The sequence below is a fragment of the Rhizobium hidalgonense genome (assembly GCF_005862185.2).
Lineage (GTDB): Bacteria > Pseudomonadota > Alphaproteobacteria > Rhizobiales > Rhizobiaceae > Rhizobium > Rhizobium hidalgonense.
Window position 1 is genome coordinate 256,421 of record NZ_CP054030.1, and the last position, 26,787, is coordinate 283,207.

22 protein-coding genes, 3 pseudogenes and 1 riboswitch are annotated in these 26,787 nt (G+C 58.5%); of the genes and pseudogenes, 14 read left to right on the forward strand and 11 right to left on the reverse strand.

All coding sequences use genetic code 11. From position 1 onward, the window contains the following. Window positions 1-21 precede the first annotated feature (21 nt). The 10 genes and pseudogenes from FFM81_RS32415 to ccoS all read left to right on the forward strand — a co-directional run. Window positions 22-366, forward strand: a pseudogene (locus FFM81_RS32415) (Asd/ArgC dimerization domain-containing protein); the annotation flags it as partial. Between the two features lie 467 nt (window positions 367-833). Further along, on the forward strand, window positions 834-2,456 hold the full coding sequence (gene ccoN, locus FFM81_RS32420; protein ID WP_138386538.1) for a cytochrome-c oxidase, cbb3-type subunit I: 1,623 nt from the start codon (window positions 834-836) through the stop codon (window positions 2,454-2,456). A gap of 8 nt (window positions 2,457-2,464) precedes the next feature. Next, the gene (gene ccoO, locus FFM81_RS32425; protein ID WP_138386537.1) at window positions 2,465-3,199 is read left to right on the forward strand and encodes a cytochrome-c oxidase, cbb3-type subunit II; all 735 of its coding nucleotides are present in this window, start codon (window positions 2,465-2,467) and stop codon (window positions 3,197-3,199) included. 8 nt (window positions 3,200-3,207) lie between these two features. Next, entirely contained in the window at window positions 3,208-3,360 is a 153-nt protein-coding gene (locus FFM81_RS32430) for a cbb3-type cytochrome c oxidase subunit 3 (protein WP_138386536.1), read from the forward strand. Between the two features lies 1 nt (window position 3,361). Next, window positions 3,362-4,225, forward strand: coding sequence for a cytochrome-c oxidase, cbb3-type subunit III (gene ccoP / locus FFM81_RS32435; protein ID WP_138386534.1), 864 nt, complete (start codon window positions 3,362-3,364; stop codon window positions 4,223-4,225). 10 nt (window positions 4,226-4,235) lie between these two features. Further along, entirely contained in the window at window positions 4,236-4,421 is a 186-nt protein-coding gene (locus tag FFM81_RS32440; protein ID WP_138386532.1) for a hypothetical protein, read from the forward strand. Between the two features lie 232 nt (window positions 4,422-4,653). Beyond that, entirely contained in the window at window positions 4,654-6,222 is a 1,569-nt protein-coding gene (gene ccoG, locus FFM81_RS32445) for a cytochrome c oxidase accessory protein CcoG (RefSeq protein ID WP_138386531.1), read from the forward strand. Then, window positions 6,219-6,695 carry a FixH family protein gene (locus FFM81_RS32450; protein ID WP_138386529.1) on the forward strand — a complete coding sequence of 159 codons (477 nt, stop codon included), beginning with the start codon at window positions 6,219-6,221 and terminating at the stop codon, window positions 6,693-6,695. Before ccoG ends, FFM81_RS32450 begins: the two co-directional genes overlap by 4 nt. A 5-nt stretch (window positions 6,696-6,700) precedes the next feature. Beyond that, window positions 6,701-8,986 (forward strand): cation-translocating P-type ATPase, encoded by a 2,286-nt coding sequence (locus FFM81_RS32455; protein ID WP_138386528.1) that lies wholly within the window; start codon window positions 6,701-6,703, stop codon window positions 8,984-8,986. Next, entirely contained in the window at window positions 8,983-9,132 is a 150-nt protein-coding gene (gene ccoS, locus FFM81_RS32460) for a cbb3-type cytochrome oxidase assembly protein CcoS (protein ID WP_138386527.1), read from the forward strand. Before FFM81_RS32455 ends, ccoS begins: the two co-directional genes overlap by 4 nt. A 631-nt stretch (window positions 9,133-9,763) precedes the next feature. Here ccoS and FFM81_RS32465 read toward each other — a convergent pair. Together FFM81_RS32465 and FFM81_RS32470 are read right to left on the reverse strand one after the other, a co-directional pair. Further along, window positions 9,764-10,324, reverse strand: a complete 561-nt coding sequence (locus FFM81_RS32465) for a hypothetical protein (RefSeq protein ID WP_138386521.1) — start codon at window positions 10,322-10,324, stop codon at window positions 9,764-9,766. A gap of 130 nt (window positions 10,325-10,454) precedes the next feature. Then, the gene (locus FFM81_RS32470; RefSeq protein WP_138386520.1) at window positions 10,455-11,114 is read right to left on the reverse strand and encodes a transcriptional regulator; all 660 of its coding nucleotides are present in this window, start codon (window positions 11,112-11,114) and stop codon (window positions 10,455-10,457) included. Between the two features lie 1,090 nt (window positions 11,115-12,204). On the opposite strand from FFM81_RS32470, the gene FFM81_RS32475 reads away from it, so the two are divergent. After that, window positions 12,205-12,462 (forward strand): CrpP-related protein, encoded by a 258-nt coding sequence (locus FFM81_RS32475; RefSeq protein WP_138386519.1) that lies wholly within the window; start codon window positions 12,205-12,207, stop codon window positions 12,460-12,462. A 41-nt stretch (window positions 12,463-12,503) separates the two neighbouring features. On the opposite strand, the gene FFM81_RS32480 is transcribed toward FFM81_RS32475, so the two are convergent. Continuing rightward, window positions 12,504-12,767, reverse strand: coding sequence for a hypothetical protein (locus FFM81_RS32480; protein WP_138386518.1), 264 nt, complete (start codon window positions 12,765-12,767; stop codon window positions 12,504-12,506). Then, window positions 12,754-12,987, reverse strand: coding sequence for a helix-turn-helix domain-containing protein (locus FFM81_RS32485; RefSeq protein ID WP_138386541.1), 234 nt, complete (start codon window positions 12,985-12,987; stop codon window positions 12,754-12,756). Before FFM81_RS32485 ends, FFM81_RS32480 begins: the two co-directional genes overlap by 14 nt. A 1,913-nt stretch (window positions 12,988-14,900) precedes the next feature. Between FFM81_RS32485 and FFM81_RS32495 the strand changes: the two genes are divergently transcribed. Beyond that, window positions 14,901-15,611: a hypothetical protein gene (locus FFM81_RS32495; protein ID WP_138386540.1), complete on the forward strand. Its 711-nt coding sequence runs from the start codon at window positions 14,901-14,903 to the stop codon at window positions 15,609-15,611. A 177-nt stretch (window positions 15,612-15,788) separates the two neighbouring features. On the opposite strand, the gene FFM81_RS32500 is transcribed toward FFM81_RS32495, so the two are convergent. After that, a protein-coding gene (locus FFM81_RS32500; protein ID WP_173883915.1) for an IS3-like element ISRle4 family transposase occupies window positions 15,789-16,978 on the reverse strand; the annotation gives its coding sequence in 2 pieces (ribosomal slippage) (window positions 15,789-16,729 and window positions 16,729-16,978; 1,191 coding nt in all). 130 nt (window positions 16,979-17,108) lie between these two features. Further along, window positions 17,109-17,220, forward strand: a riboswitch (TPP riboswitch). A 92-nt stretch (window positions 17,221-17,312) separates the two neighbouring features. On the opposite strand from FFM81_RS32500, the pseudogene FFM81_RS32505 reads away from it, so the two are divergent. After that, window positions 17,313-17,807: pseudogene (locus FFM81_RS32505) on the forward strand (phosphomethylpyrimidine synthase ThiC); the annotation flags it as partial. Here the strand turns inward: FFM81_RS32505 and FFM81_RS32510 are convergent. Continuing rightward, complete coding sequence (locus FFM81_RS32510; protein WP_138386573.1) at window positions 17,743-19,401, reverse strand: ParB/RepB/Spo0J family partition protein; 1,659 nt, start codon at window positions 19,399-19,401, stop codon at window positions 17,743-17,745. The pseudogene FFM81_RS32505 and the gene FFM81_RS32510 overlap by 65 nt on opposite strands. 676 nt (window positions 19,402-20,077) lie before the next feature. Between FFM81_RS32510 and FFM81_RS32515 the strand changes: the two genes are divergently transcribed. Next, window positions 20,078-21,055, forward strand: a complete 978-nt coding sequence (locus FFM81_RS32515; protein ID WP_246401491.1) for an antitoxin Xre/MbcA/ParS toxin-binding domain-containing protein — start codon at window positions 20,078-20,080, stop codon at window positions 21,053-21,055. Window positions 21,056-21,249: 194 nt separating this feature from the next. On the opposite strand, the gene FFM81_RS32520 is transcribed toward FFM81_RS32515, so the two are convergent. The 5 genes and pseudogenes from FFM81_RS32520 to FFM81_RS32540 form a co-directional block, all read right to left on the reverse strand. Then, window positions 21,250-22,098 (reverse strand): DUF932 domain-containing protein, encoded by an 849-nt coding sequence (locus FFM81_RS32520; RefSeq protein ID WP_138386436.1) that lies wholly within the window; start codon window positions 22,096-22,098, stop codon window positions 21,250-21,252. Between the two features lie 1,162 nt (window positions 22,099-23,260). Continuing rightward, window positions 23,261-24,688, reverse strand: coding sequence for an ISNCY family transposase (locus FFM81_RS32525; RefSeq protein ID WP_138386434.1), 1,428 nt, complete (start codon window positions 24,686-24,688; stop codon window positions 23,261-23,263). A gap of 316 nt (window positions 24,689-25,004) precedes the next feature. Continuing rightward, a complete protein-coding gene (locus tag FFM81_RS32530; protein ID WP_138386433.1) occupies window positions 25,005-25,760 on the reverse strand; it encodes an SDR family NAD(P)-dependent oxidoreductase in 756 nt (251 codons plus the stop codon). 19 nt (window positions 25,761-25,779) lie between these two features. Then, window positions 25,780-26,553, reverse strand: coding sequence for an SDR family NAD(P)-dependent oxidoreductase (locus tag FFM81_RS32535; protein ID WP_138386432.1), 774 nt, complete (start codon window positions 26,551-26,553; stop codon window positions 25,780-25,782). After that, window positions 26,550-26,787, reverse strand: a pseudogene (locus tag FFM81_RS32540) (FGGY-family carbohydrate kinase); the annotation flags it as partial. The gene FFM81_RS32535 and the pseudogene FFM81_RS32540, both read right to left, overlap by 4 nt.

Genomic DNA, 26,787 nt, shown 5'->3' on the forward strand with positions numbered 1-26,787 from the left:
GAACTTCACCGGATGCTTACTCTGCAGCTAACCGCCACCTGCGTTAGAGTGCCGGTAAAGACGGGTCATTCCGAGGCGGTATACGTGGAGTTCGACGATCATGTTCGACTTGAACAGGTCCATGAGGTCCTGGCAAATGAACCAGGTGTTCGACTTTATGCTGATGAAATTCGCGACGGATATCCAACGCCGCGATTTCTGGGAGATCCTGCAGATGCTCACGTCGGACGGGTCCGAGTTAATCCCGAGAATCCACGCGAGCTGTGGATGTGGGTGGTAGCCGATGACCTTCAGGTCTGGGCCGCACTCAACGCACTCCTGATCGCACAGCTTGCGATCGCCAATAACTTGATCAGTGAAACATGAAGCCGACTATTGTCGAATTCGGGGATTCCGATTTCGAGATCGTTGTCACTAGCTCGAGTTGCTCGGCATTTAGCTGAGCTGCGGACTGCAAGAGAGTCGGCCAAGATCGTGCTTTTTCTTCCGGCCACCTTCCGCTGGTTGATTCTATAGCGCGTCGGCAAACTCGGATATTGTTTGATGGAGTGCATCGTTCTTGATGCGCTCGTGTGTAACACCTGATCCGGAGCGCGTTCAGCCAATCCAAAGAACTGATCCACCAAAAGCGAGATCGAACCTATAAACACCCGTGAGGGTAGGACAGTCGGAATGTGCCAACGACTGAAGACGCGCTGGCATTTGTAATCGTAGCGCTGTCCCATCTTCCCGCCCTCTCGTTGACGCAGATCAAGGCGCAATTTGCGGCGTCATGACAGTCCTGGCGAGAAAGACGGCCGCGACGCGGTCGTCGGCGTACTGGGGACGACATCATGAATTACACAACGGAAACGATGGTGATCGCGATCGCGGCGTTTCTAGCGCTGCTAGTAGCCGCATTTGCGCATGATCATCCCTTTGCGGTCCATATGGGCATACTTTGCCTCTGCCTCGTTATGGGCGCTGTGCTGATGCTCAGGAAGGTTGACTTTGCGCCGGCAGGCCAACGACGAAAAGTCGATATGTCGGGCTATTTCGACGAGGTGATCCGCTACGGCCTGATCGCCACGGTATTCTGGGGCGTGGTCGGCTTCCTCGTCGGCGTCGTTGTTGCCCTGCAGCTGGCCTTTCCCGACCTCAACATTGCGCCCTATCTCAATTTCGGCAGGCTGCGGCCAGTCCACACATCGGCGGTCATCTTCGCCTTTGGCGGCAACGCGCTGATCATGACGTCGTTCTACGTGGTGCAACGCACCTGTCGCGCACGTCTTTTCGGTGGCAACCTGGCTTGGTTCGTCTTCTGGGGCTATCAGCTTTTTATCGTGATGGCTGCGACCGGATACGTTCTTGGAATCACTCAAGGCCGTGAATATGCCGAACCTGAGTGGTACGTCGACCTCTGGCTGACCATCGTTTGGGTGGCCTATCTCGCCGTCTATCTCGGCACGATCCTGAAGCGCAAAGAGCCGCATATCTACGTGGCAAACTGGTTCTACCTCGCCTTCATCGTCACCATCGCGATGCTGCACGTGGTCAACAACCTTGCGGTTCCGACCTCATTCCTTGGCTCCAAGAGCTATTCTGCCTTCTCGGGCGTCCAGGACGCGCTGACCCAATGGTGGTACGGCCACAACGCCGTCGGCTTCTTCCTCACCGCCGGCTTCCTGGGAATGATGTATTATTTCGTGCCGAAGCAGGCCAACCGACCAGTCTATTCATACCGGCTTTCGATCATCCACTTCTGGGCGCTGATCTTCATGTATATCTGGGCCGGCCCGCATCATCTGCACTACACGGCACTGCCCGACTGGGCCCAGACGCTCGGCATGGTCTTCTCGATCATGCTCTGGATGCCCTCCTGGGGCGGCATGATCAACGGCCTCATGACCCTTTCGGGCGCCTGGGACAAGATCCGCATCGATCCGATCATTCGTATGATGATCGTCGCCATTGCCTTTTATGGCATGTCGACCTTCGAAGGCCCGATGATGTCTGTGAAAACCGTCAATTCGCTCAGCCACTATACCGAATGGACGATCGGTCACGTGCATTCCGGCGCACTCGGCTGGGTCGGGATGATTACCTTTGGGGCGATCTACTACCTGACGCCGAAGCTGTGGGGGCGCGAGCGTCTCTACAGCCTGCGGATGGTCAACTGGCATTTCTGGCTCGCAACGCTTGGCATTGTCGTTTACGCGGCCGTGCTCTGGGTTGCCGGCATACAGCAGGGGCTGATGTGGCGCGAATATAATTCCCAGGGCTTCCTCGTCTATTCCTTCGCCGAGACGGTCGCGGCGATGATCCCCTACTACGTGCTGCGCGCGGTCGGCGGAGCTCTTTATCTGGCGGGCGGCCTCGTCATGGCCTGGAACGTGTTCATGACGATCCGCGGCCACCAGCGCGACGAAGCTGCAATTCCGACCACTTTCGTGCCCCAGGCACAGCCTGCCGAATGAGGTGAGACATGGCACCGATATTGGATAAGCATAAGATCCTCGAAAAGAATGCGACGCTTCTTCTGGTCGGCTCGCTGCTCGTCGTCAGCATCGGCGGCATCGTCGAAATCGCACCGCTGTTCTATCTGCAGAACACGATCGAGAAAGTGGAAGGCATGCGGCCTTACACACCCCTCGAGCTGACGGGGCGCAACATCTACATCCGCGAAGGCTGCTATGTCTGCCACAGCCAGATGATCAGGCCATTCCGCGACGAGGTGGAGCGTTACGGTCATTACTCGCTAGCCGCGGAATCGATGTACGATCATCCGTTCCAGTGGGGATCCAAACGTACTGGGCCGGACCTGGCCCGTCTGGGGGGACGCTATTCGAACGAATGGCATGTCCAGCATCTGGCAAATCCGCGCGCCGTCGTGCCGGAATCGATCATGCCGAGCTACGTCTTCCTCGAGGAGCAGGAAGTGACGGTCAAGGGCGTCGGAATGGACCTCAAGGCCAACGAGAACGTCGGCGTTCCCTATAGCGACGACATGCTGGCCAATGCCGATGCAGACATGAAGGCGCAGGCCGATCCGAATGCCGACACGACGGGCCTGCTCGCCCGCTATCCGAAGGCCAAGGTCGGCGATTTCGACGGCGATCCCGCCCGGCTAACCGAAATGGACGCCTTGGTGTCCTACCTGCAGATGCTCGGAACGTTGGTCGATTTTTCGACCTACGACGATGCGACCGGCTACCGCTGAGGTGATCCATGGAAACCTACACTGCAATGAGACACTTCGCCGACAGCTGGGGCCTCCTGGCAATGGCGGCATTCTTCGTCGGCGTCGTTGTGTTCACCCTTCGCCAAGGCAGCAAGCAAACGGCGAAAGAAGCCGCCGATATTCCCTTGAAGGATGATTGAGATGTCGGAAAAACACATTGATGAAGTGAGCGGCGTCGAAACGACAGGACATGAATGGGACGGCATCCGCGAACTCAACAATCCAATGCCCCGCTGGTGGGTGTGGACCTTTTACGCCACCGTTCTCTGGGCGGTGGGCTATGCGATCGCTTATCCCGCCATCCCGATGATCACCTCCGCCACGAAAGGATATCTCGGCTACTCCACGCGCGCCGAACTGCAGCAGGACTTGGATCAGGCTAAGGCGTCGCAGATGAAGCTGCATGACCTGATCGCAGCAAAGACGGTGCGGGAGATTGCTTCCGATCCTGCCCTTCGTGAATTCGCGATCGCCGGGGGCGCGTCTGCGTTCAAGGTAAACTGCGCCAACTGTCATGGCTCGGGAGCGAGCGGCGGCCCGGGATTTCCGAACCTCAACGACGATGACTGGCTGTGGGGTGGGGACCTCGATGCGATCCAGGCGACGATTGCGCATGGGGTTCGTTTCGAGTCCGATTCCGAGACGCACGCTTCGGAGATGCCGCCCTTTGCCGATGTTCTGGAACCGATCCAGATGAGGCAGGTCGCCGCCTATGTCTGGGGACTGACCAATACACCGTCGGACCCTGGTCTCGCAGAAGCCGGAAAACAGGTCTTCGTCGATAACTGTGCCGCATGTCACGGCGACGACGCCAAAGGCAAGGCCGAAATGGGCGCGCCGGATCTCGCCGATGCGATCTGGCTGAAGTCACGCGGCGAGGATGCGATCATCCGCCAGGAAGCCGCTCCCAAGCACGGCGTTATGCCAGCTTGGTCAAGGCGTCTCGGCGACACGACGATCAAGGAACTGACCATTTTCGTGCATTCGCTTGGCGGGGGGACGTGAGGAGAACAAGATGAGCGACCATGAATACAATCCGCTTGTAGCCCTGTATGGCGTTCCGCGCGCGGTCATCCACCCTCGTGTCTCGGCGCGGAACCAGCAGGAGGCTCCGCAGAGCGAGGAGGACGGTTCGGAGAAGATCGGCAATTGCATGTTCAGTTTGATCTCGCTCAAAGATCAGTCGACGACCGGCCGATAATTGCGCTTCGAGGAAGTCCCAGCGATTCCTCTTCAAAGGGTGGTTAATTTCCCGCGGTGCCTTCTGGTGCCCTAAGACTTAGAACGGTTGAAGGTTCATCCTCGACGCTTCCTTTGGGGGCCACGTCTCCTGTCCAGCGTGGCCCTTCTTTTTCCGATCGGATCCTTGACCTGAATCAAGGAGCACCGGATCCGAAGGCGGGAAAAGGAGGGGCAGAAACCGGAAAGCGGTCATGGATTTCTACACAGCTCCTGATGCAAAAGATGTGCCCCGGATCGACGCAGAACCTCTGAGCGCGCGGAAGAACCGCGAGCCTTTGTACGCAACGTGCAAGAAGGTGTTCCCGAAACGTGCAGAGGGACGATTCCGTCGGTTCAAGTGGATCGTCATGCTGATTACGGTCGGCATCTACTATCTCGCTCCATGGATTCGCTGGGATCGTGGTCCTTACGCGCCTGACCAGGCAATCCTCATCGACCTTTCTTCACGGCGCTTCTTCTTTTTCTCCATCGAAATTTGGCCTCAGGAATTTTATTATGTAGCGGGTCTCCTCGTCATGGCCGGGCTCGGCCTGTTTCTCGTCACTTCCGCGGTTGGCCGCGCATGGTGCGGCTACGCTTGTCCGCAAACCGTCTGGGTTGATCTCTTTCTCGTCGTCGAACGTGCGATCGAAGGCGATCGAAACGCGCGAATGAAGCTTGACGCTGGTCCCATGAGCTTTGCCAAGCTGAGGAAGCGTGTGGTCAAACATTCGATCTGGCTGCTGATCGGCGTCGTCACGGGCGGAGCGTGGATCTTTTATTTTGCCGACGCGCCGAGCCTGCTTGTTTCCCTGTTCACCGGCCGCGCGCCTGCAGCCGCCTACACCACCGTCGCCATCCTTACTGCGACGACCTATGTGCTCGGCGGTCTGATGCGAGAGCAGGTGTGCACCTACATGTGCCCGTGGCCACGCATCCAGGGTGCGATGCTCGACGAAAATTCTCTCGTCGTCACCTACAATGACTGGCGGGGCGAGCAGCAGTCGCGTTACCCGAAGAAAGCTCGAGCCAGGGGCCTGCCGGTCGGGGATTGCGTGGATTGCAATGTTTGCGTGGCGGTGTGTCCGATGGGGATCGACATTCGCGACGGACAGCAGATGGAGTGCATCACATGCGCGCTCTGCATCGACGCCTGCGACGGTGTCATGGACAAGCTCGGAAAGCCTCGCGGCCTGATCGCCTACGCCACGCTGAGCGAATACTCGAGCAACATGTCGCTTGCCACGGACCAAGGTCGAACGTCCGTCCAGCCATCCAGGGTTCGAAACGAGGATGGCACCTTCGTTCCGGCGATCCGGCACTTCAACTGGCGTATCATCTTTCGTCCGAGAACCGTGTTTTACGCAGTCGCCTGGGCGTCGGTCGGCGTGGCCATGCTCGTCCATCTTACCGTTCGGGAGCGCCTTGAACTCAACGTCGTTCACGACCGAAACCCCCAATATGTTCTGGAAAGCGACGGCTCGCTGCGTAATGGCTACACGCTTCGTGTCTTGAACATGGTGCCGACGCCGAGGGATCTGAACGTAAGCCTGGTCGGGCTGGAGGGGGCGACGATGCGCATTCCCGCGTTCGGCAAGGAAGCCGCTCGCAACTTTACAGTCCATGCCGAACCCGACGCGGCCACGACGCTCAAGGTCTTCGTTACGCGCGAGCCTACCGGAGCCGCGATCACTGAATTTCTGTTCGTTATCGAAGATACTAATCATGCCGATCGGGCAACCTACCGCGCGGCGTTCAATGCACCGGGAGACATCAAATGAAGAGCTCCGCTCAAGGTTTTACAGGCCTGCACATGCTGCTTTCGACCTCCTCATTCTTTTGCGTGGTGATCGCGGTGAACGTCACCATGGCCTTCTATGCCTCCTCCAGCTGGAGCGGTCTGGTCGTGGAAAACACCTATGTCGCCAGTCAGGAGTTCAACCACAAAGCGGCGGCGATGAAGGCAATGGCCATTTCCGGCATCGAGGGCACCCTCTCCATAAAGGGGCACGAGATCCGCTACGACATTCACGACAAGAGCGGATCGCCTGCGATGGTCGACGACGTCGTTCTGAATTTCAAACGGCCGGTCGGAGACCATGAGGACTTCCACCTTACGCTCAGGAAGACAGCCGCGGGGCGGTTCGAAGCGGAGCACGGCCTAGCCGAAGGTGACTGGATCGTCGAGGCCATCTCACGAAACGGCGGTGTGGTCGTCATGCATGAGGCAAAACGGATCGATAGCGCGGAGTGAGGCCAATGACCTGCTGTACCATGGACGCGGAAAGCGTGTTTGCCCTCAGCACGGCATCATCCAGTGCCGAAGAGGTTCGCCTTTCCAGCCAGCCGCTCGGCGAGGGATTGCGTCAGCTGGACCTGAGTGTTCCCGACGTCCACTGCGGCGGCTGCATTTCGACCATCGAAAGGGCGTTGTTGACACTTCCCTTCGTCGAGACAGCGCGAGTTAATCTCACGGCTCGAAGGGTGACCTGCGTTTACCAGGAGGAGGTCGAGACGCGTGCAACCGATCCGTCCAAGATCCTCGCAGTGATCAACTCAGCCGGATATCGCGCGCATCTCTTCACGCCCTCGGCTCCCGAGAACGACAAGACCAGAAATCAGCTTCTCCTCGCAATCGGCGTTTCCGGTTTTGCGGCTGCCAACATCATGTTGCTCTCGGTATCGGTCTGGTCGGGCGCAGATGCCGCGACGCGCGACATGTTTCATTGGATCTCGGCGATGATAGCAGCGCCCGCGCTGGTTTATGCGGGGCGCTTCTTCTTCAAATCGGCCTGGAATGCGCTCCGGCACGGGCGCACCAACATGGACGTTCCGATCTCGCTAGCCGTGACGCTCTCCTATGCCGTTTCGTTGTGGGAAACCGTCCATAATGGCGAGCATGCGTGGTTCGACGCTTCGGTCTCGCTGCTCTTCTTCCTGCTGATCGGCAGAACCCTCGACCATGTCATGCGGGAAAAGGCTCGGGCGGCGATCAACGGACTAGCACGACTGGCCCCGCGCGGAGCATTGCTGATCAATCCGGACGGATCGCGACAATACGTTGCGGTAGAAGAGATTGCAGCGGGGGATGAAATCTCGATAGCCGCAGGCGAACGGGTTCCCGTCGATGGCATAGTCGTCAGCGGAAAAAGCGACGTGGACCTCTCCATCGTCACCGGCGAGAGCAGCCCCGTCGCCGTTGCCAGCAACAGCGAAGTGAGTTCTGGAGCAATGAATCTGACCGGCTCGCTCGTGTTGCGGGCGTCGAGAATTGCCAAGAATTCACTTCTCTCCGAGATCATCGGCCTCATGGAAGCCGCCGAGGGCGGAAGAGCTCGCTATCGCAGGATCGCCGATCGCGCTGCGACACTCTATTCCCCGGTCGTGCATCTGCTGGCGCTGGTCTCTTTCCTTGCTTGGGGCTTCCTGGGCGGAGATTGGAAACAGGCCATGCTGGTCGCGGTAGCGGTGCTGATCATCACCTGCCCATGCGCGTTGGGTCTTGCCGTGCCCGTGGTCCAGGTTGTCGCTGCGGGGGAGCTTTTCCGGAAGGGCATCATGGTGAAGGACGGCTCAGCACTCGAAAGGCTGGCCGAGACCGACACGGTGGCCTTTGACAAGACGGGCACCTTGACGATGGGCAGTTCGCGCCTTGTCAGAGTGGACTCCATGGACGAGAGCGCCACTGCAATCGCCCGCGGATTGGCCGCGCATTCACGGCATCCTCTTTCTCGGGCTCTGGTGCGGGACACCGAAACCGCCCCCATCTCCTTCGACAGGGTCACGGAAATCCCCGGCGGGGGACTGGAAGCCAGCAACGGAGCGGATGTCTATCGATTGGGTAACGCGGCGTTTGCCTGCGGAACCAGCATCGTGGCCCGCATCGTCGACAATCCGTTCTCGGAAGTGGTCCTGTCGAAGAATGGCGTCGATCTTGCCGGCTTCTTCTTCGATGACACGCTTCGTCCGGGTGCTTGCGAGGCCATTGACCGGCTCGACGCAGCCGGCCTTGAAACGCTGATCGTGTCCGGCGACAGGCAGACCGTCGTCGACAATACGGCGCATGCCCTGGGTATCGAGAGGGCTTTGGGCTCTCTGACGCCGAAACAGAAGGTCGAGGAATGCCAGAGGTTGAATGGCGAAGGTCGTCGCGTGCTCATGGTCGGCGACGGTATCAACGACGCCCCGGCGCTTGCTGCGGCGCATGTTTCGATGGCGCCGGCCACGGCCTCCGATATCGGCAGACAGGCGGCCGACCTGGTTTTCTTCAATGATCGCCTTGAGGCTGTTCCGGAAGCGATCGCTGTTGCGCGAAGATCCGCCAGCCTCATCCGACAGAACTTCGCTCTTGCCATCGGTTACAACATTCTGGCGGTGCCGATCGCCATCGCCGGATTGGCGACACCGCTCATAGCGGCGGTGGCAATGTCGACGTCTTCGATCATCGTCGTGACGAACGCCCTGCGCCTGAACGCGTTCGGCAAGCGTCGAGACATGCAAATTCGAGGGGGCATTGGCAGGAGTGCGGAGGTCAAAGCTGCATGAACATTTTGATCTATCTCATACCCATCGCCCTGCTGCTGGGAGGAATGGGACTCCTGGCATTCCTTTGGTCGCTGAAGAGCGGCCAGTACGACGACCTTAAAGGCGCCGCCTGGCGAATTCTCGCCGAGGACGAAATCGATCAATGAAAGCCCTAACCTCACACTGAGTCCAAAACACGAAAGGAATATGGACAATTGTGCCAATCTGCACTGTCGTCGTTTGTCGCCTTCGCGACACATGCCCCTCGCCAACCTGACCGTCACGATGAAGCTCGCTGCCTGTTGATGGGTACACACGATAGTGCTGTCGATTATTACGTACAGATTGTCCCGGTCAGCATGAGAAACCGCTCCCATACGCAGGCATGGCACCAGCGACTGAACCGGCGATGCACCGTCTTCCGCAAATCGATGCAAGGTATCCGTCGGTCGATGATCCCTTCCACAGTCAAGCCCGACCTTCTGACACAAGCAGAGCTCATACAATTTAAAAGTTATCACCGGCGCGACGAGGTCAACAAGCTATCACGGACGACGAGGCCTTTCGCTGAAGAAGATCGTTCGCTAATCCGGCATCAGCCGCGGAACAGTGCGAAAGATTGCGCGTGGCATTCAGAACGATGTGTTCTGTGTTCGGGAAAGCTCCCCTGAGGCTTACTTGCCGATCCTTGACGCCCTCTTGCCCGAAGAGGCGCCAAGTGCGTTTTCGGCCAGCTTAAAAACAATGTGTGTTCTACACGCTGCTCAAGCCCAGTCCAGAGAACGGATAATGACACGTTCAGCGTTCGAACCGCTCCAGCATCTTCTTCAATTGTGCATTTTGCATTTGAAGCTTGCGCGCCAACTGGTCCCGGAGAAGCCTGACTTCTTCATCGAGATTGATTACATCGTCAAAAGCGGTGGGAGCGCTTGGAGAAGGTGGAACAACGACTGCAATCGTTTTCGGTTTCTTGCCCCGCATGCCCCGCTTTCGCGTTTGACCTTCGCCAACCCGAAAGGCTTTTGGTGCAGCATGCGCTGCTGTATCGGCCTCATTGGACAAAGCCGGGTCAGCCGCTTCCACGGGCTTGGCGCTTTCGACATCTGCCGTGTCGTCAACAATGCTTACCGCTTCTTCGGCATGATGCGGGTCCACTGACGCCGCCTCGCGTTCTTCGTGAATGAAGGGCCTTTCGTTGGCCGCACGATCCACGGCTTTCAACCGACTGCCGGCCGGCGCTTCAGTCAGCTCGGCGATTGCTGATACGTCCGGCTTCACGTCATCGGTCGAGCCGTGTTCTTGCTTCTGCTGGCGTCGCGGTGACACCAGTCGAGCAAGAAATTTCCATGGAGACGCCATTTTATCGACCTCGAATTCTACCCCGTATGCAAACCGCAAGCAAAAGCGTTGGCGACGGAACGAACCGCCGCCAAGATATTCACTTCAATAAGCATGAGAATGCGGCCAGCGCTTGGCCGTCTGCTGCCGATCAACCGAGGTTGAGCCGCTTTCGCAGATCGGCATTTTCAGCGCGGAGCTTCTCTGCCAGCAGCTTGCGCAATCTCTGGTTTTCCTCTTCGAGCTGCAGAAGATCCGCGACCTCATCAACTGCCGCCACTGGCGCAGGCGCTGTCGGCACAGCCTTCGGAGCACGTTTGACAGGCGCACGCTTGGCACTCAACGTACCTTCGTCAGACTTCGCCTTACGTCCTCTTTTCTGTTTTCCAGCTGCGGCACCCGAAGCAACTGCCGGTTCCGCCGAAACGGCGACTGGGGCCGTTGCCGGGACCACCTTCTCGTTGCGAGGTTTGCGCACCTTCTTCGGTACATCGGGCGCCGCGGCGGCCGGCGTGTTAGCATTGGTCATCATATCGTTTTCGTCGGCCATTGTGGTCTCCTGTAAAGCCGATGCATTTGTCTCTTGCTCGACCGACTGTGTCAACAACGGCCCGCCCTGTTCTTCCCCGGATACAAGCATCTCGCTGCTTCTTGCCTGAGGAGCTAATGACATAAACGGCATCGCCTCGTCCTGCAGATCGTGAGCAACGGACTTGAGATCCGTGTCTCCCCAGATCGAACTCGGTTTGGAATTGAGTTTTCGCCGACCTGATTTGTACTCGACGGCAAAGCTGCGCTGCACTTTTTTCACTTTAAAGAAGCCTCTGGTGTCTGTGGTAATTTTTCGGCGACGTCTTCAGCATCGCAACAATCCTTTCAGATAACGACTGCGGTCCATTCGGTCTATCCTTTTTAAGTATTCGGCTCACACGCGGCTCCAATCGCAGAGAACCACTTATGGACGCAACTGTGACAAAACGATCGAATCGCAGCCGTCGGGATATAGTTCCGTTGACGCCGCCCATTGTGACTGATTCCTGTGACTACTTCGCGTTTCCGCCAATCCCGACACTCGTCGCACGAGGTGCACAACTCTACGACTATGGCGAGCGATTGCATGGAGAAGCGACTGACGACCTCACCGAGGGCTTAAGTGATAGATTCGAAAAATTCGGACTACTCGTTGCAGCAAGCCTTTGAGCGTGGAAAGCCGACTTCGATTGGATTGAGATCGGGCGAATGGCGGGCAAGCCGAGGAGCCGGCGCCTTTTGCTTTGAGCAATTGACTTAGCCCTGTCGCTTTTGTGGGAGCCAACATTGTCGAGTATGACGACGCGTTGCGGCGTCCGGACCAAAAGGTAACTCCGTGTCCGATGCCGCGGTACTTCGCATTACAACGCACCTGCCTGGCGTGAATGCCGGACGCACCGGTTTCGATTAGCGCTCGTTGATATGAAGCGCTTGATGCGCTGAATCGGCTGGCGACGGTCTCCGTCAAACGGGCTGACGAAGTTCAATCCAGAGTGCAACTCGACGAAGTTGGAACTTCATTACAACACCCTATCCCGGTTTTCTCGGACTCGGGAGCTGTCAACGTCGACAGCAGTGGTATGACAATGATGCCATTCGCATATGCCACGGCTCGAAACTCACAGCCTCGCCGCGATGCATCGGAAGCACATGATACTGTGATGTGCAGCATGGCTGGGAGGTGGTCCGACGAACATATAGCTGCGACGGGGGGTGTGGAGCGATATGAGCGCGGTGATGAACGAGCCTGGGATGCATGTCGCGGACAGACCTTGCACTCGAAAACTGTCCCAAATTAACCCATTAATATGCATTCGCTTGCATGCGCGGGCCGCGATGCTACCGTCGCCGACATCGCGGGGGAATCGCGGATGACAATTGAAGAGCTGATCGATATACAGGAAGTAGGCTCAAGGGCACGGGTGCTCGGCCTGAAGGCTCACGAAAACCCATACCTCGCCGCCCATAGGATGCCTACTGGTGATGCCAGTGCCCTTGGGGATTGGCTTGCGCGTCACGACGCGTGGAAGTTCGGTTGGGAAGCGGAGGACGCTAGCCGCGAAGGTAGCATTGCCGCGCACTTCAAGAAGTTGATCTCGACTGCAAAACAACGGGCGCCCGATGCCTAGCGTTATTGACGGTGGTTAGCTAGCGATGAGCTGGGTCCCCGTCACAGCGAAGGATCCGTATCAGGAGCACGCTGGACTTCAGGTGAATACCAAACTTGCGACTCCACGTTAAACTTCAGGCGCTCAGCAATAAGATCCGGCCCAGCTGGCTGGACGAGCACGTCCAGCCGTATTTGATTACCCCTGATAATGCGCCGGAGTTGAACAGCATGCGATTGAAGCGCGACCCGTGAGTTGCTGCACCGATCTTCCTTGAAGAGGTGCAGTCCTGGAAGAAGCTGTTCAACGATTTCAGCGCGGCGCATCGCATATCTTTCCTAGAATCCCTAGAGCGGATGCCGTCCTTCGGATCCTCGACGCGTCGAAATCCGCGTCATTCTCCAGAGCTGCCACCTCTGCCACAGTCAGACCAGTAGTTTCTGCAACGTCATCCAGCGAATAGCCGCGAGCCAGGCGAGCTTCTCCAAGCAGAGCACCAACGGACGGGGCAACTTGGGATTTCGTAACATTCGAGACCATGTTCATGTCGTTTAAGGCTCCTTTTGGCGGCCGGAAAACGTGCATCCGTTTTTTAGTTCCACCACTGCCGACCGCGTCCAGCAACGGACAGTTTCTTCGAAATCCGCGGGCGCTCTTTCTATCAGTTTGTGCGACGGAGTATAGGTCTGACGCGATGAAGGACGGACAACCCTTGCATGGCAGCCGACGAGAGGTGACCCGCTCCCAACTGCGGCGCAAACTCGCGACGGCCGACAAACAGCTTCCTATCTTGCACGAGCGTTCGCGCGGTGGGAAGCTCATGGGGAGTGATGCACCGATCATTCCGACGCGGAGAGCAATGGACAAACATTCGAGGATTGCCTCGGCGCGAAACGCTCATGGCGCGCAGGTTTGGCCAGAGGGTATGAGAAATCTCTCGGGCTCTGTTGATCGGCCGTCGTCTCGAAGAGATCGCCGGAGAACGGCGCGTCGAGATCAAGCGCGGCCTGAGCTCAAGGCCCCTTCATCGTCTTGGCACCTTACTGGTTTTGTCGAACTTCGAGCGCCCAGAGAGAGAATTCGAGAGCAAACCCAGCATTGTGTGGCATTCCCGCCTCACCTCTTGAAGACGAAGTCCTTGACGTTCGCAAACTTGACGAGCTGAAAGGGAACGCAGATCTTCTTTTCGACTTTTTCGCCCATTGGCAGGCTTGAGTGCGGTATCGAGCGAGCCTTGCCCTGGCGGGCGGAATCCTGGAAAATGGTAACGTCGAGATCGCGGGCCTGCGTAGCATCGGCGCGCCCGACGACGATGACTTGGTCAAAATCCTTGCCGGTCTTTGAAACGTCTGATCACGCCGTGGCTGGATTGCGGCAGACGGCTTTCGGGCGTGCCCAGTCAAGCATGCGGTAGAACGGCTCAACCAATGGCGACTTCGGTCTGCTGACCTGGCCCGCAGGCGCCGCCCGATGATGGCCTTGTATCGCCCAACGTTTCGACCAGCAAGAGTTTTCCTTAGCGGTTCGAGAGCTGCCATTTCACCCAGGCCCCAAAGCCATGAAGTCAATATGTGTACCTATGTGTGCAACGTTATATTATATAACTTACGAATTGTTGGGCTAATATGTACCTCTGTTCCGAGCTATGAAAGATATACTATAAAATATATCGGGCTCATCTGTTGCGTTGCTGATGGTTTTCATGAACTGTCCTGGTTGGGAGGTACGATAGTGCACCACAGCCGGCGACATCATCGTCGGGAGGCTTGCACAAGGAGCACGATGACATGGGTCAAAAAAACCAATCAGACAAGCGCCTTGGCTACTCGCATCTGCGGTTGGCAACCATCGACGGCGTGTCGCTGCCTGGTCTGCAATTGTCACTCGACCGGCAGGAGGGCTCTGGGTCGACGAAGAAGACCTTTTTCCAACAATGGCTCCTGGATTTTGCTTTCGGTTGCGAGCTATTTTATCCGATCCAGCTATATGAACATCTCGCAACGAGCGAGGGCGACGACAAGGGCGCTGAACCTTTAAGTGAGAGTTACGAGTATAGAGTTGGGAGAATTCGGACCGGCCGCCACGTTCCTCATTTGGAATCCACGTCTCTCGGGTTTCCATATTCCAGAATGGAAGCACCGGCTCAGTCGCCGACGCTTGCAAACTCGAGCAACAGGTCGGCGAGGGGATGGAGGATATCATGGAAAACATGGATGCGACGCAAGCAAAGGACGGCTCGGGCACACAGATTTCAACAGGTGCGAACCAGCACGGCAGGAACATCGAAAGATGGTAAGAATGTCTTCGGGAACCTGACCGTTATACGGTGCACGCAAGCCGCAGTTCAAATCCTGCTGCCGTTATCATATACGCTGACAATGCTCGCTCACCAGCAAAAATCAAGGAAATTTGACCCGCAAGGTTCGCCCAATTATACTGCAGAAAGGATTTCATTCTCCATGTCATTATGTTCTGCGAAATGCATTCGCATAGCCGCACTTGCAGCGGCCGCCATCGTGCTGGGCACCCAGATCGCAATCGCGCAAGAACCGTCTATAGGGTCTCAGTGGCTGAACACGCCGGCATCTCGAGTGGGAGCGCTTGCGGTCCTCCAGACCTTGAATGCCAATCTCCTGAGTAACGCCAGTGCTACGTTGACCCTTGACCGCTGGTGCGCCGCGCATAAGCTCGCACCGGAAGGGTCCAAGATCGTAGCTCAGCGTGTGGGCGGGCAAGGCAAACCGGCCGATGAGCACATCCGTGAACTTCTGACCGTCGGCCCCGGTGAGCTTATCGCTTATCGCCGCGTGCGCCTGGTCTGCGGAGACCGCGTCTTGTCCGAAGCCGACAACTGGTATGTACCTGCGAAATTAACTGCTGAGATGAATCAGGTGTTGAATACCAGCGATATCGCGTTTGGCAGAGCCGTTCAGGCTCTCAATTTCACTCGCACAAACCTGTCTGCCAAGTTGCTCTGGTCCCCTCTATCCGAAGGCTGGGACATGGACGGCTTAATAGCGCATGAAACAAGTTCCCTTAGCCTGCCGCCGTTCCTGCTCGAACATCGCGCCGTACTGAAGCTTCGAGACGGCACGCCGTTTAGCACCTTGGTCGAAAGCTACACGGACAAAGTACTAGACTTTCCAGTTCCGCGCCTGCTTTCTCAATAGCGCTTCGGTATCTCGGTACAATTGGCGAACTACTCGGAATAAATCGATTGCCACGGCATGCGATAAGTGCGCTTGTCTTGTGGAAGCGTGCCGGCCGGACGATTGCCCTTGTCCGTCGTTTGATCGCGGGCTCCACGCACGATAGCCTGAGTGTCACCTTGACCTTGCCCCCAAGTTTTATCCAGTCTTGAGTTCGCTCCAGCGGTTTTTGGTTGCTGTTGTTGGTTCGGTAGCGGCGGGTTGCGGTGCGGAGCCATTTCGGCTGCGCAGCACCGCATCACGTCGCGGGTTGAGTGTCTGAGCGAATTCGGCCGGTGTCAGCCAGCCAAGGCCTGAATGCGGGCGTTGATCGTTGTAATCGCTACGCCAGTTTGAAAGCGCAGACCGGGCGTGAGCAAGCGACGAGAACAGAGTTTCATTCAAGAACTCGTCTCGCAGCCGCCCGTTGAAGCTTTCGATAAAAGCGTTCTGGATCGGTTTTCCAGGCGCGATGTAATGCCAGTCAACCTTGGTCCGGTCCGCCCATTGCAGGATCGCGTTGCTGGTGAACTCGCTGCCGTTGTCGCTGACGATCATCCTCGGCTTGCCGCGCTCCTCGATAATCCGGTCAAGCTCCCGTGCGACGCGAAGACCGGAAAGCGATGTATCGGCGACGAGCGCCAGGCACTCCCTCGTGCAATCATCGACGACGGTCAGAATCCGCAACCTGCGCCCATCGGTGAACTGATCCGACACGAAGTCTAGCGACCAACGATCATTGGCCACCATCGGCACCAGCATCGGCGCTCGCGTGCCTATCGCTCGCTTGCGACCGCCGCGCTTGCGCACTGTCAGTTTCTCCTCCCGATAGAGCCGGAAGAGCCTCTTGTGGTTCACGAGGTGACCCTCCCGCCGGAGCAGCACATGAATGCGTCGATATCCGAAGCGGCGACGTTCATGCGCCAACGCCTTCATTCGCTCGCGAAGCTCATGATCATTGTCGCGCCTGTTCTCGTAACGGGCCGTCATTCGGCAAAAACCAATGGCTTTACACGCCCGCCGTTCGCTCATCTCATGATGGCTCATCAGATGCGCGACAGCTTTCCGCTTGGCCGCGGGCGTCACCACTTCTTTCCCAAAAGGTCTTTCAAGGCAGCATTGTCGAGCATCGCATCCGCCAGGAGCCGCTTCAGCTTCGTGTTCTCGTCCTCAAGCGTCTTCAGCCGCTTGGCCTCGGACACCTCCATGCCGCCGAACTTGGCCTTCCATTTATAGATGCTAGCATCGCTGACGCCATGCTTGCGGCAAAGCTCCGAGACCGGCGTGCCTGCCTCGTGCTCCTTCAATATGCCGATGATCTGTTCGTCTGTGAAACGATTGCGCTTCATCCTCTGGTCCTCTCAAATGGGCCAGAGCTTACTTCAAAATGGATTATTTCAACGGGGCAAGGTCAACCTGCATCCCCAAGCCATTGCAGTTGTCGCTTGACAGCTCCTTCGGCAAGCCTCTACCCTTTTTCGCATTCACCAGGGGGGTCCCGGCAAGGGGCTGAGATACTGCTATCGCGCGCAGTGACCCGTTGAACCTGATCCAGTTCATACTGGCGTAGGGACGGTGCAAGCGCTCGAAGGCAGTGGATTCACGCGTCGAATCCGTGCCGGCGTCTTTTCATCATTCCGGCTGAGGACTGGGTCTCCAATCGAAAACTTGGAGCCTCAAACCATGAATATCGCCGCAAAGAATATCACCCCATCCGTCACCACCGGCCCCTTGCCGGCATCCAGGAAGATCTACATTCGGGGGGACGTCCATCCCGACATTAGCGTGCCGATGCGCGAAATCAGCCTGCATCCGACATCGGGCGAGCCGCCCGTCGTCGTCTACGACTCGTCCGGCCCCTATACGATCGAGGGCACCGAGATCCGCATCGAACAAGGGCTGCCCTCACTGCGACGTGACTGGGTTCTCGCCCGCGGCGACGTCGAGGCCTATCAGGGCCGTCATGTCCGTCCCGAAGACAACGGCTTTGCCAGCGGCGAAAGGCTGACGCCCGAATTCCCCGCGCTACGCCAGCCGCTGCGCGCAAAGGACGGCAAGGCCGTCACCCAGTTCGCCTATGCGCGCGCCGGTATCATCACGCCGGAAATGGAGTTCATCGCCATCCGCGAAAATCTCGGCCGCAAAGCGAGGGCCGGAGCCATGGTCCGCAGCGGCGAACGTTGACCGACTTTGCGGCGGCATAGGCGAGCAAATCGAGAAGCGTTGCGGTCGGCTGCTCCAGGCACCATTCCCAAAGATCGTGGGGATTGCCGGGAATGGTGTGGCCGTAATTCTCCCTGAGATCGTCCATCGTCACGATGCCCTTGCAGGCTGCCGGGTTCTTGATGCTGGTTTCGAGCTTTTCGCTCGTAAGTTTCACCTCAAGGCACGTTTCGTCTGTGCTGCCGTAAGGATGGAACAGGCTCGCAAGCATTGCGTGAACTACGGCGGCAAGGGCGACGTCCGGATTCTGCGCAAGCTCGGCGCGGATGGCGGCGGTCTTCTGTGCCGTCAATTCCTGAGCGAATGCAGCCGAGAGCGAGAAGGACGGTTCAGGCTGCGTCTCAGGCCGAGGGCGAACGGGTTCGCTGCTCTCGTCCGTACCTTCGGCCGGCTCGTCCTGCTCCTCGGGCCGGATCAATCCGCGCTCAACCGACAGCTTGCCGTGATAGTCCATCAGGACGTAGCAACCGGCCTTGGCGACGTCTTCGAGATCATAGATTTCACCTCTGTCGGCAAGCGCCGCCATTTTGGCCTGAATGGATTCGGCGCGGGGTTCGGCCTCGTCGTCGGCAACACCTGCCTCGATCAATTCCGCAAGCTCGGCATATTCTCCCTCTAGCCGGTCCAGTTCGGCCTGCTGCTCATCGGTCATGGGGACGTCCTTGGGATAGACCCGCGACATGTAATGCGCTTCCTGCGGAAGTTCGCTGACGCATTCCACCCATTTCCAGCCATCGGCACGAAGCTTTTCCGCATCTGCTTCAAGCTTCTCCACCACAAGCCTTTTGACAAGGGCGACATCGAGGGCGTAGCCGCTGTTTTGTTCATCGAAGAGGTCGCGTTTGACCGCTCCCCCTGAGGTTTCGTAGACGTCGATCCCGCCGATGAACCTGATGCGCTTGTCGGTGGCTTTCATGGCCTCCGACTGCAATGCGGACTTGATCGACCGGCTATCGCGGTTCCAGGACGGCAGGCCGTTCCAGACCTCCACTTGTTTTACGTGATCGTCGGACACGGTGAATGCGGAAAGCTGGTGGAAGCTCATTTCCTCGTTGCGGAAAAGGTTGAGCAATACAGGCGAGACACGAGCGAGCGCCAGACGCTTGCGCACCATGGTTTCGGTCGTGCCGAAGCGAGCGGCGATATCCTCGACCGGCTTTCCGCCGTCGGCCAGGACGCGGAACGCCTCGTATTCATCAACCGGGTGCATTGCCTCACGGCTGGTGTTTTCGATCCGGCTAATTTCGGTCGCATCGGCCCCGCTGCGCTCCTTGCATTCGACGGGGTAATCCTTGGCGATTTCACCGGCCTCGGCCAAAAGGTTGAGGGCGGCGAGCCGGCGACCGCCTGCGGTCACGAAGAAGCGTCCTCGCTTGTCACCCTTGCGGACGACGATGTTTTGCAAAATCCGGTAGCCATCGGCGCGGATGGTCGCGGCCATTTCCGCAATGCCTTCCTTGCTGTAGGTCTTGCGGACATTTTTGGGGTCGGCGTACAGCTTGTTCAGAGGGACGAAAAAGGTCTCGGTTGCGGCTTGGGTATCGGTCATGGTCTGTCTGCTGGGTTTGCGTTTCCCGAAGGGAAAGCCCCTTTCGGGCGAAGCCTCCCCGGTCTTTCCGGGGGAATGGCCTCTGACATTCCCCCGGACAGAGGGGGGAGGGCGAAAGCCCGCCCCTCGGCGACGGTCGGGCGGGTCAAGGGTCGTGGCGCGCAAAAAACGGAAGGTTCCAGCCGCAGGTGGAAAGCCGTTTTTTCCCGGCGCGACAAGCGGCTTTGCCGCGCCTGCCCCTTGATCCGGACGGCCGGCGATGTCATGGGGCGGAAACAAGCAAAGCGGCCCGGGAGGGCCTCAGTGCCGGGTGCGCGGCACCCGACTGGACAAGCGATCGTTACCGGGATCGGCGGAGACGTCCGAAGGCCGACTCCGTGCAAGCGGCATAGAGCGCGGCCGCCCAGACCGGGCGGCGGCCTTCTCCTTATTCAGTGTCCGCGGAGGGCAGTGTCATTCCGTTGCAGATTTCCCGAAGAATGCCTATTTTAGGTGAATTCACGGCGAAATCGGGCGTTTCAACGCGTGGGTGGCGGTCAATATCGGTTGACTAAAGGGCCACCTAACACTATGTTGAGAGCTAACAACTAACCCAGCATCCTGAGAGACATGCGCTCCGGGCGGTTGGGGGAAAAAGCCGGCGCAAGCCGGTTTTTTTATGTCTTGGGAGCAAGGAGTGCCAGCGTTACGAACAAGAGTCTACATCGACGGCTACAATCTCTATTATGGTTGCCTTCGCAAGACCGCCTTCAAATGGCTCGACGCCCTGACCTTGTTCGAAACGCAAATTCTGCCGTCGATCCTCTACCGGCCAGCTCCGGACGCCGCGCCGGCAACGATGACGCTCCATCCGGACTGCGCGATCAAATATTTCACCGCCAAGATCATCGAAAGCGCGGCCAAGGGCGAGGACTCGGTGTCTTCGCAGGCCCAGTATCACAATGCGCTAACGACGCATTGCGGTGGTCGGCTCTCTTTCGTGATGGGCAATTATTCGCTCTACAAGGCCAACCAGCATATTGTTCCAGCCTACGATCCGAAACGCTGGCCCCGCGATTGCGACAAGATCCAGGTCTGGAAGCTTGAGGAAAAGCAATCGGACGTGAATCTGGCGCTTCATCTTTACGACGACGCCCTGAGCGGCGACATCGACCAGGTGGTGCTCGTCACCAACGATACCGACCTTACCCCGGCGTTGCAGATGTTGCAGGTGCGTTGCCCGCACATCGTCCGCGGCTTGGTGATCCCGACGCGCAAAGTCGGCACGGGCGGGGATCTCGAACGCGAGGCAAACGTGTCGCTGGCGAAGCTGGCTCATTGGGTCAGACGGCATATCTCCGATGATGAGTTGCGGACATCGCAATTGCCCGACGTCGTCCCCGGGCGTCGTCGGGCCAGCGTCAAACCGCATTCATGGTATGTGAAACCGCATCACCTCGCGACGATGCTGGAGATGGCGCGCCCCGTGCTGTGCACCGAAGGCGAAGTCTTGAAATGGGCGCGCAGAGAAAGCGCACATCTCGGCGGCCGTCGCCCGATCGATCTGATCGAGACGGATGCCGGCGCGGTCGAGGTGTTCGACTACATCGAAGCCTATATACGCGACCAGCTCGACAAGGCCGGCGATCAGGACGATTTGTCCTCGAAATCCTGAATTTCACGGGTGGGAAGGGAGTGCGAGGGATGGGGCTTCGGGCATCCCTCGTCCTGGCACGTGCCGCTTGGATAGCGGTGAGGGACAGGCAAACGGCAAGCACCGGTGGCCAAGGCTCTTCATCTTGCAAACACAAAGGGACCGAGCGCGGGGGCGTTGCGCCGCCTCTTGCGGCGACGCATGTGCTTGCCTGCTCACGCCTTCAGCGCCGCCATCCTTTCGCCGAGGAGCCAAAGGGCTTTGTTGAGCTTGATATCCTGATCGATGCCGCTCACGGCGCGGGACTTCACACGGCGCGGCCTGCCAAGATCGTCGCGGCCCACGCCACGCAACCCACCTTTGATGGCGTTTTCCTGAACCACGTTCCAGACGGTCCAGAGATCATTGGCGCGGTCGTCGTGGCGGCGGGGAATAAGCAACTGTTGCGCCTTGATCGGCGTGGTCGTCTCGCCTTCGTGGTCTCCGAAGCGCAGGACATGGGCGGCGTCTGCGAGAATATCGGCTTCCTCATGGTTCAGCCGCAAGGTCGACCAATCCTGCGGAGCGGCGAGGGTGCGTTCGGCCTCGCCGAGAACACGATAGGTGCCTTCGATGACCTTGTGCTGCACATCGCCGGAATGGCGAACCTTGATGGCGTCGATGGTGCCGGTCTGCGTCACCAAGGAATTGAGGCAACGAACACGGAAAAGCCCGGCCATAAGCTCATAGGCGCTCGTCCCGTCATTGGCGTTCTTGAGGAGGATTTCGCAAACCGTGTCGCCGACATTGTAAACCTTGCCGTCATCGACGCGGCGCAAGCGGATGAGATGCTTGGTAAAATCTGCCTTGCCTTCCGCGCGGCTGCGTGACTGCTTGGCGCCGACCGGCATGAATCCTTCATTCATGAGGCCGCGCAGCACCTCGATGGTCGGAATGGGTTTGAAGCGCTCGGATCGGCTCTCATGGGCGGTCACGGCAAAGATCGACGGCGCGGTTTGGCGCATTTCGGTTTCGGTCAGGGCGCGGCCAGTGTCGAAACGTGCGGTCTCGGTGTAGATGCTCATTGTCTGTCTCCTGATTTTCCCGTTCCCGAAGGGGAGCTCCCTCGGGCGAAGCCTCCCCGGTCTTTCCGGGGGAATGGCCTCTGACATTCCCCCGGACAGAGGGGGGAGGGCGAAAGCCCGCCCCACGGCGGCGGGCGGGACTGTCAAGTGGTGTGGCGCGGAAGGTGGGGGATCTTCTCGGGTCCGGCCTTCGGCCGGACTGGCGCGGAAGATCTTCCACCTTCACGGGCCGCTTGACCGGCCTGGGCGGCGATGTCATGGGGCGGAAACAAGCAAGGTGGCCCGGAGCCGGCCCCAGTGCCGGATGCGCGAGCACCCGCTGGACAAGGGATCGTTACCGGGATCGGCGGAGACGGGCGCCGGCCGGCTTCGTGCCCTCGGCATAGAGCGCGGCCGACCGGAACGGGGCGGTGGCTAAGGCTGGCGCCCGAGCGTCGAATATATGGCAAGGTCCTGCATGCAGCAGTGCTTGCGAGCGCCAGGACAATCGAAGGCATTCTGCCTTGGCTAACGTCCTGCCTCGCCAAAAGCTTTGGTTTTGCCCCGCAACAAAGAAGGGCCAGTTCGATGGTGTGCCGGAAAGCTCTCTATATAAAGGGACGAACAAAGTTACCCGCGTGGCGGAAAGCAAATAACAATCAGGGCAACCATGACATCTCACCTTACGAGACAGAAGCATGCTGAGGAAAGACTAAGGGCAGCGCTTCAACAAATGAACGACGCCATCCGCAACGTACACAAAACCGGAATTGATGTTGATATCAGCACCCTCACCATACACACGCCGCGTGGCCCGATGGTTCAAGTCGACCTAAAGACGTTCCGCCCATATGGCGCGCCACCAGTGTTGCGGTTGGTGGACGAGTGATGGTGACATTTGATAATTCTCATACCATGCCGCAACAGTGCATGCCTGCGTCCATCGCGTCTCGTGTAAGCACTTGAGCTGTCAAAAGGATACTTCTATCTAACGTAATGTTATAACTGTCAAAGCTGGTTAGATGCGCAACGCTGTCAGCCATTTAGAAATGCGACACTCGGCATGTCCACTTGCGCTGAGGCAAGCCCCCGACCGGACCGGCTGGGCCGGGTTGCAAGGGAAGGGAGGGGGCGGGTGAGGAGCAGCACTTCGGCTTTAGCTTTGAGATTATGAGTGCCCCATTTATTCTGCTGCCTCCATTCGTGCCAGCGCCTTCTGCCTTTTTGCGATGACCTCCGGATCATTCATGAAGTCCGTCCGCCGTCCGGGCTTGCGGCCACGCTTCTGATAACCATTGCCCTGGCTGCCATCGGGAATACCGAACATATGATCCGTCTGGCCAGTGCGGCGAGGGCCGCTCTTGCTACGTTGCTGTTCCCGCCCGGCCTGCAGCTCGGCGACGACGGAAAGCATGTCGTCCAAACGCTTGTTCTCAACGACTTCGGCTCGATGCACCGATCGCAACTTGTCGAAGGTTCTGTAGGGGAGGGTGAAGCTCTCGTGCATGATCTCGAGGCGGCCGTCCGGGTAGTCGCAGACAACGACCTTCTTTCCCGCCAGCCCTTTGGCCCGCTCCGTCGGATCGAGAATGAACAAGACCTTGTCGTAACGCAGCGTCAGGGACTGCGACAGTGTGCGGACTTCCTTCCGGCACATGGCGCCATCGAGATTCTCATGCGCGGCAAGCGGCCGGTGCATGTCCTTCGGATTACGCGGCGGTTTGCCGAAGCGGGCATTGAAATCCGCAATGAACTCAGTCGCATAGGCATTGGCAGCTTCGATCGTATCGATGCCGCGAAGCCGCATCTCCTTCACCAGCCGATCCTGCAATGTCTGGTTGGCGCGTTCCACACGGCCCTTGGCCTGCGGGGTGTTGGCGCAGATGATGTCGATGTTCAACTCATAAAGCGCCCGACCGAACTGCGTCAGGCCGCTCGTCCGGTCCTTCTCCGACGCATGGGTCGAACGAAAGACACCATGCTTGTCGCTGTAGAAAGCCAGCGGTTTGCCCCATTGCTGCAGATAGGCTTTCGTCGCATGCAGATAGTCGAAGGTGTTCTCCGATCCGGCAAAGCGAAGATGTAACAGCTTGCCGGTGGCGTCATCGATATAGACAAGCAGAGCGCATTTGGGGCCGCGACTCTCGAACCACCAGTGATGCGAACCATCGATCTGCACGAGTTCGCCGAAACAGTCGCGCCGGCCGCGCGGCTGGAAAACTCGCTTCTTGCGTTTCCGGCGCGAGATCCAGATGCCGGCCTCCGTCATCCATTGCCGCAGCGTCTCCTTGGCGACCGAGATCTGATGCAGTTCGATCAGCTTCTCGCGCGCCAGCGTCGGACCGAAATCCAGATAGCGCTCGCGGATCAGATCCAGCGCTGCATTGCGAAACTCCTCGCTGTGGCGCCGATTGCTTGGTCTCGATCGCTTCTTCGAAACCAGGCCGGCTGGACCATTCCGGTCATAAGCCTGCAGCAGCCGATGGACCTGACTTCGACTGAGGTCGAGCAGTTCGGCAGCCTGGACAACGCTCAGGCGCTCGTCACGAATCTTCTGGATAACTTCGAGGCGATGCAACTCTTTCTGTGACATGGTGATCATAAAGGACATGACGACTCCGACCGCTCATGGTCTCGACCAGGCTGAAGATCGTCATCCTTGCTCCCAACATTGGCTTTGACCAGCGCGTCGAGAGGCGAGACTGTCGCATCTCTAACTGGCCCAACTGTCGCATTACTAAATAGCCCTTACATCGGAAAATGGCATAAGCAGATTTATGGAACTGGACGTGACGGGGTTCAAAGTTTCGGCCATCGTGTCCGGCACGACAATAAGGTTAAACCGACCAGCGGCCAAATGCGTCTTCAACTCGGCTTCTACCGTGGACGGCGAGCTCGCGTTAGCCGTTTTTTCATGCAATATGCGATCAACTCAATACGATACCGCCGTCGACATTAAGTGTCTGACCGGTGATGAAGGCGGCATCGTCGGATGCGAAAAAGGCGACCGCACCGACGACATCCTCGGGGTCCCCGATCCGGCGCATCGCGGTCTTGTCCTGCCAGCCCTTGCGCACGGCCGGATCATTGAGATTGACGCGGCCCATATCGGTCAGGATGATGCCGGGGCAGACGCAATTGGCGGTGATGCCATCGACACCGACTTCCTGCGCCAGAACCCGGGTAAAGCCCATCACCGCCGCCTTGGACGCAGAGTAATGCGCCTGTTCCGGCGCGCCATGCTTGCCCCCAATCGAGGCGATGTTGACGATGCGGCCATATTTACGGGCCCTCATCATGGGTAGAACGGACTGGATGACGAGGAACGTGCCTTTGGCGTTCACGCCCATAACGCTGTCCCAGTATTCTTCCTTGAGACCCTCGACATCGCCGCAAATCAGAATGCCGGCATTGTTGACGACGACGTCGAGGTGCCCGAAGGCCGCACGGACCTCCCCCGCCATCCGGCCAACATCCGCTTTGTTGCTGACATCGGCAAACACGATTAGTGCCCTGCGTCCAAGGCCCTCGATCTCGACTGCTACCTCCGCCAGCGCGTCCCTCTGCCGCTCGATATCGTTGATCACCACATCATAGCCACGCTTGGCCATGCCAACGGCGATCGCCTTGCCGATACCACGGCTGGCGCCTGTCACCAGCACCGTTCTTGTCTGTTCATCCATTTTTTCAAACTCCTCCAGATTACATCGCGGTATATCCGCCATCGACCGTCAGCACCGTTCCGGTGATGTAGCTCGATGCGTCGGCGGCCAGAAAAAGAACGGCATTCGCTATTTCTCGCGGTTCGCCGAGACGACCCATCGGCGTCATGCGCATCCAGGTGCCAAACCGTTCCTCATTGCTTCGGCCCTTGAGCGTCAGTTCGGTGCCGACATAGCCGGGAGCGACAGCGTTGACGCGCACGCCCTGCTTGGCCCATTCGACCGCCAGCGATTTGGTCAGGAGGTTCACCCCAGCCTTCGCCGCATTGTAGGAGACCTGTGGCTGCGGATAGACCGCCACCTCGCCGCAGATGGACGAGATATTGACGATCGCGCCGCGTCCATCCGAAATCATGCGCCGCCCGAAGGTCTGTGAGCAATTGAAGACCCCGCCAAGATCGATGTCGATGACGGATTTCCAGTCGTCGAGGCTCATTTCCGCGGCCGGCGCATTGCGCACGATACCCGCATTGTTGACGAGAATGTCAATCCTGCCATGCGCGTCGTAGAGACGCTCGACCACCTCGGCAATCTCATCGCGATCCGTGACATCGAGCGCAATGGCGCTCGCCTTGCCGCATGCCCGCTCGATGGCAGCACTCGTCACAGCCGCTTCCGCATCATCCCGGTCGGCAATCACCACATGCGCACCGGCAGCCGCCAGGCGTTCGGCCACCGCACGACCGATACCGCGGGCAGAACCCGTCACCACCGCAACCTTGCCGTCCAGCCTGAAATCCGCGTCGCCCGTCATGTCGTGGTTCCCCTCAGCTCGCGAATGGATTTCAAGGCGGGATAAAGCGCCCGGTATTGCTGGTAGATCTCGTTGTAGAGCGCTGCCTCGCGCGGGCGCGGCTCAATGCGTTTTCCGGGTTTCACCATGGCGGCGATCCCATCGTCGATGGTCGCGAAATGGCGAGCACCATGCGCCGCCAGCACCGCGGAGCCGACGGAGGGCGCATCGCGCGACGCCGGTACGCAGACCGGG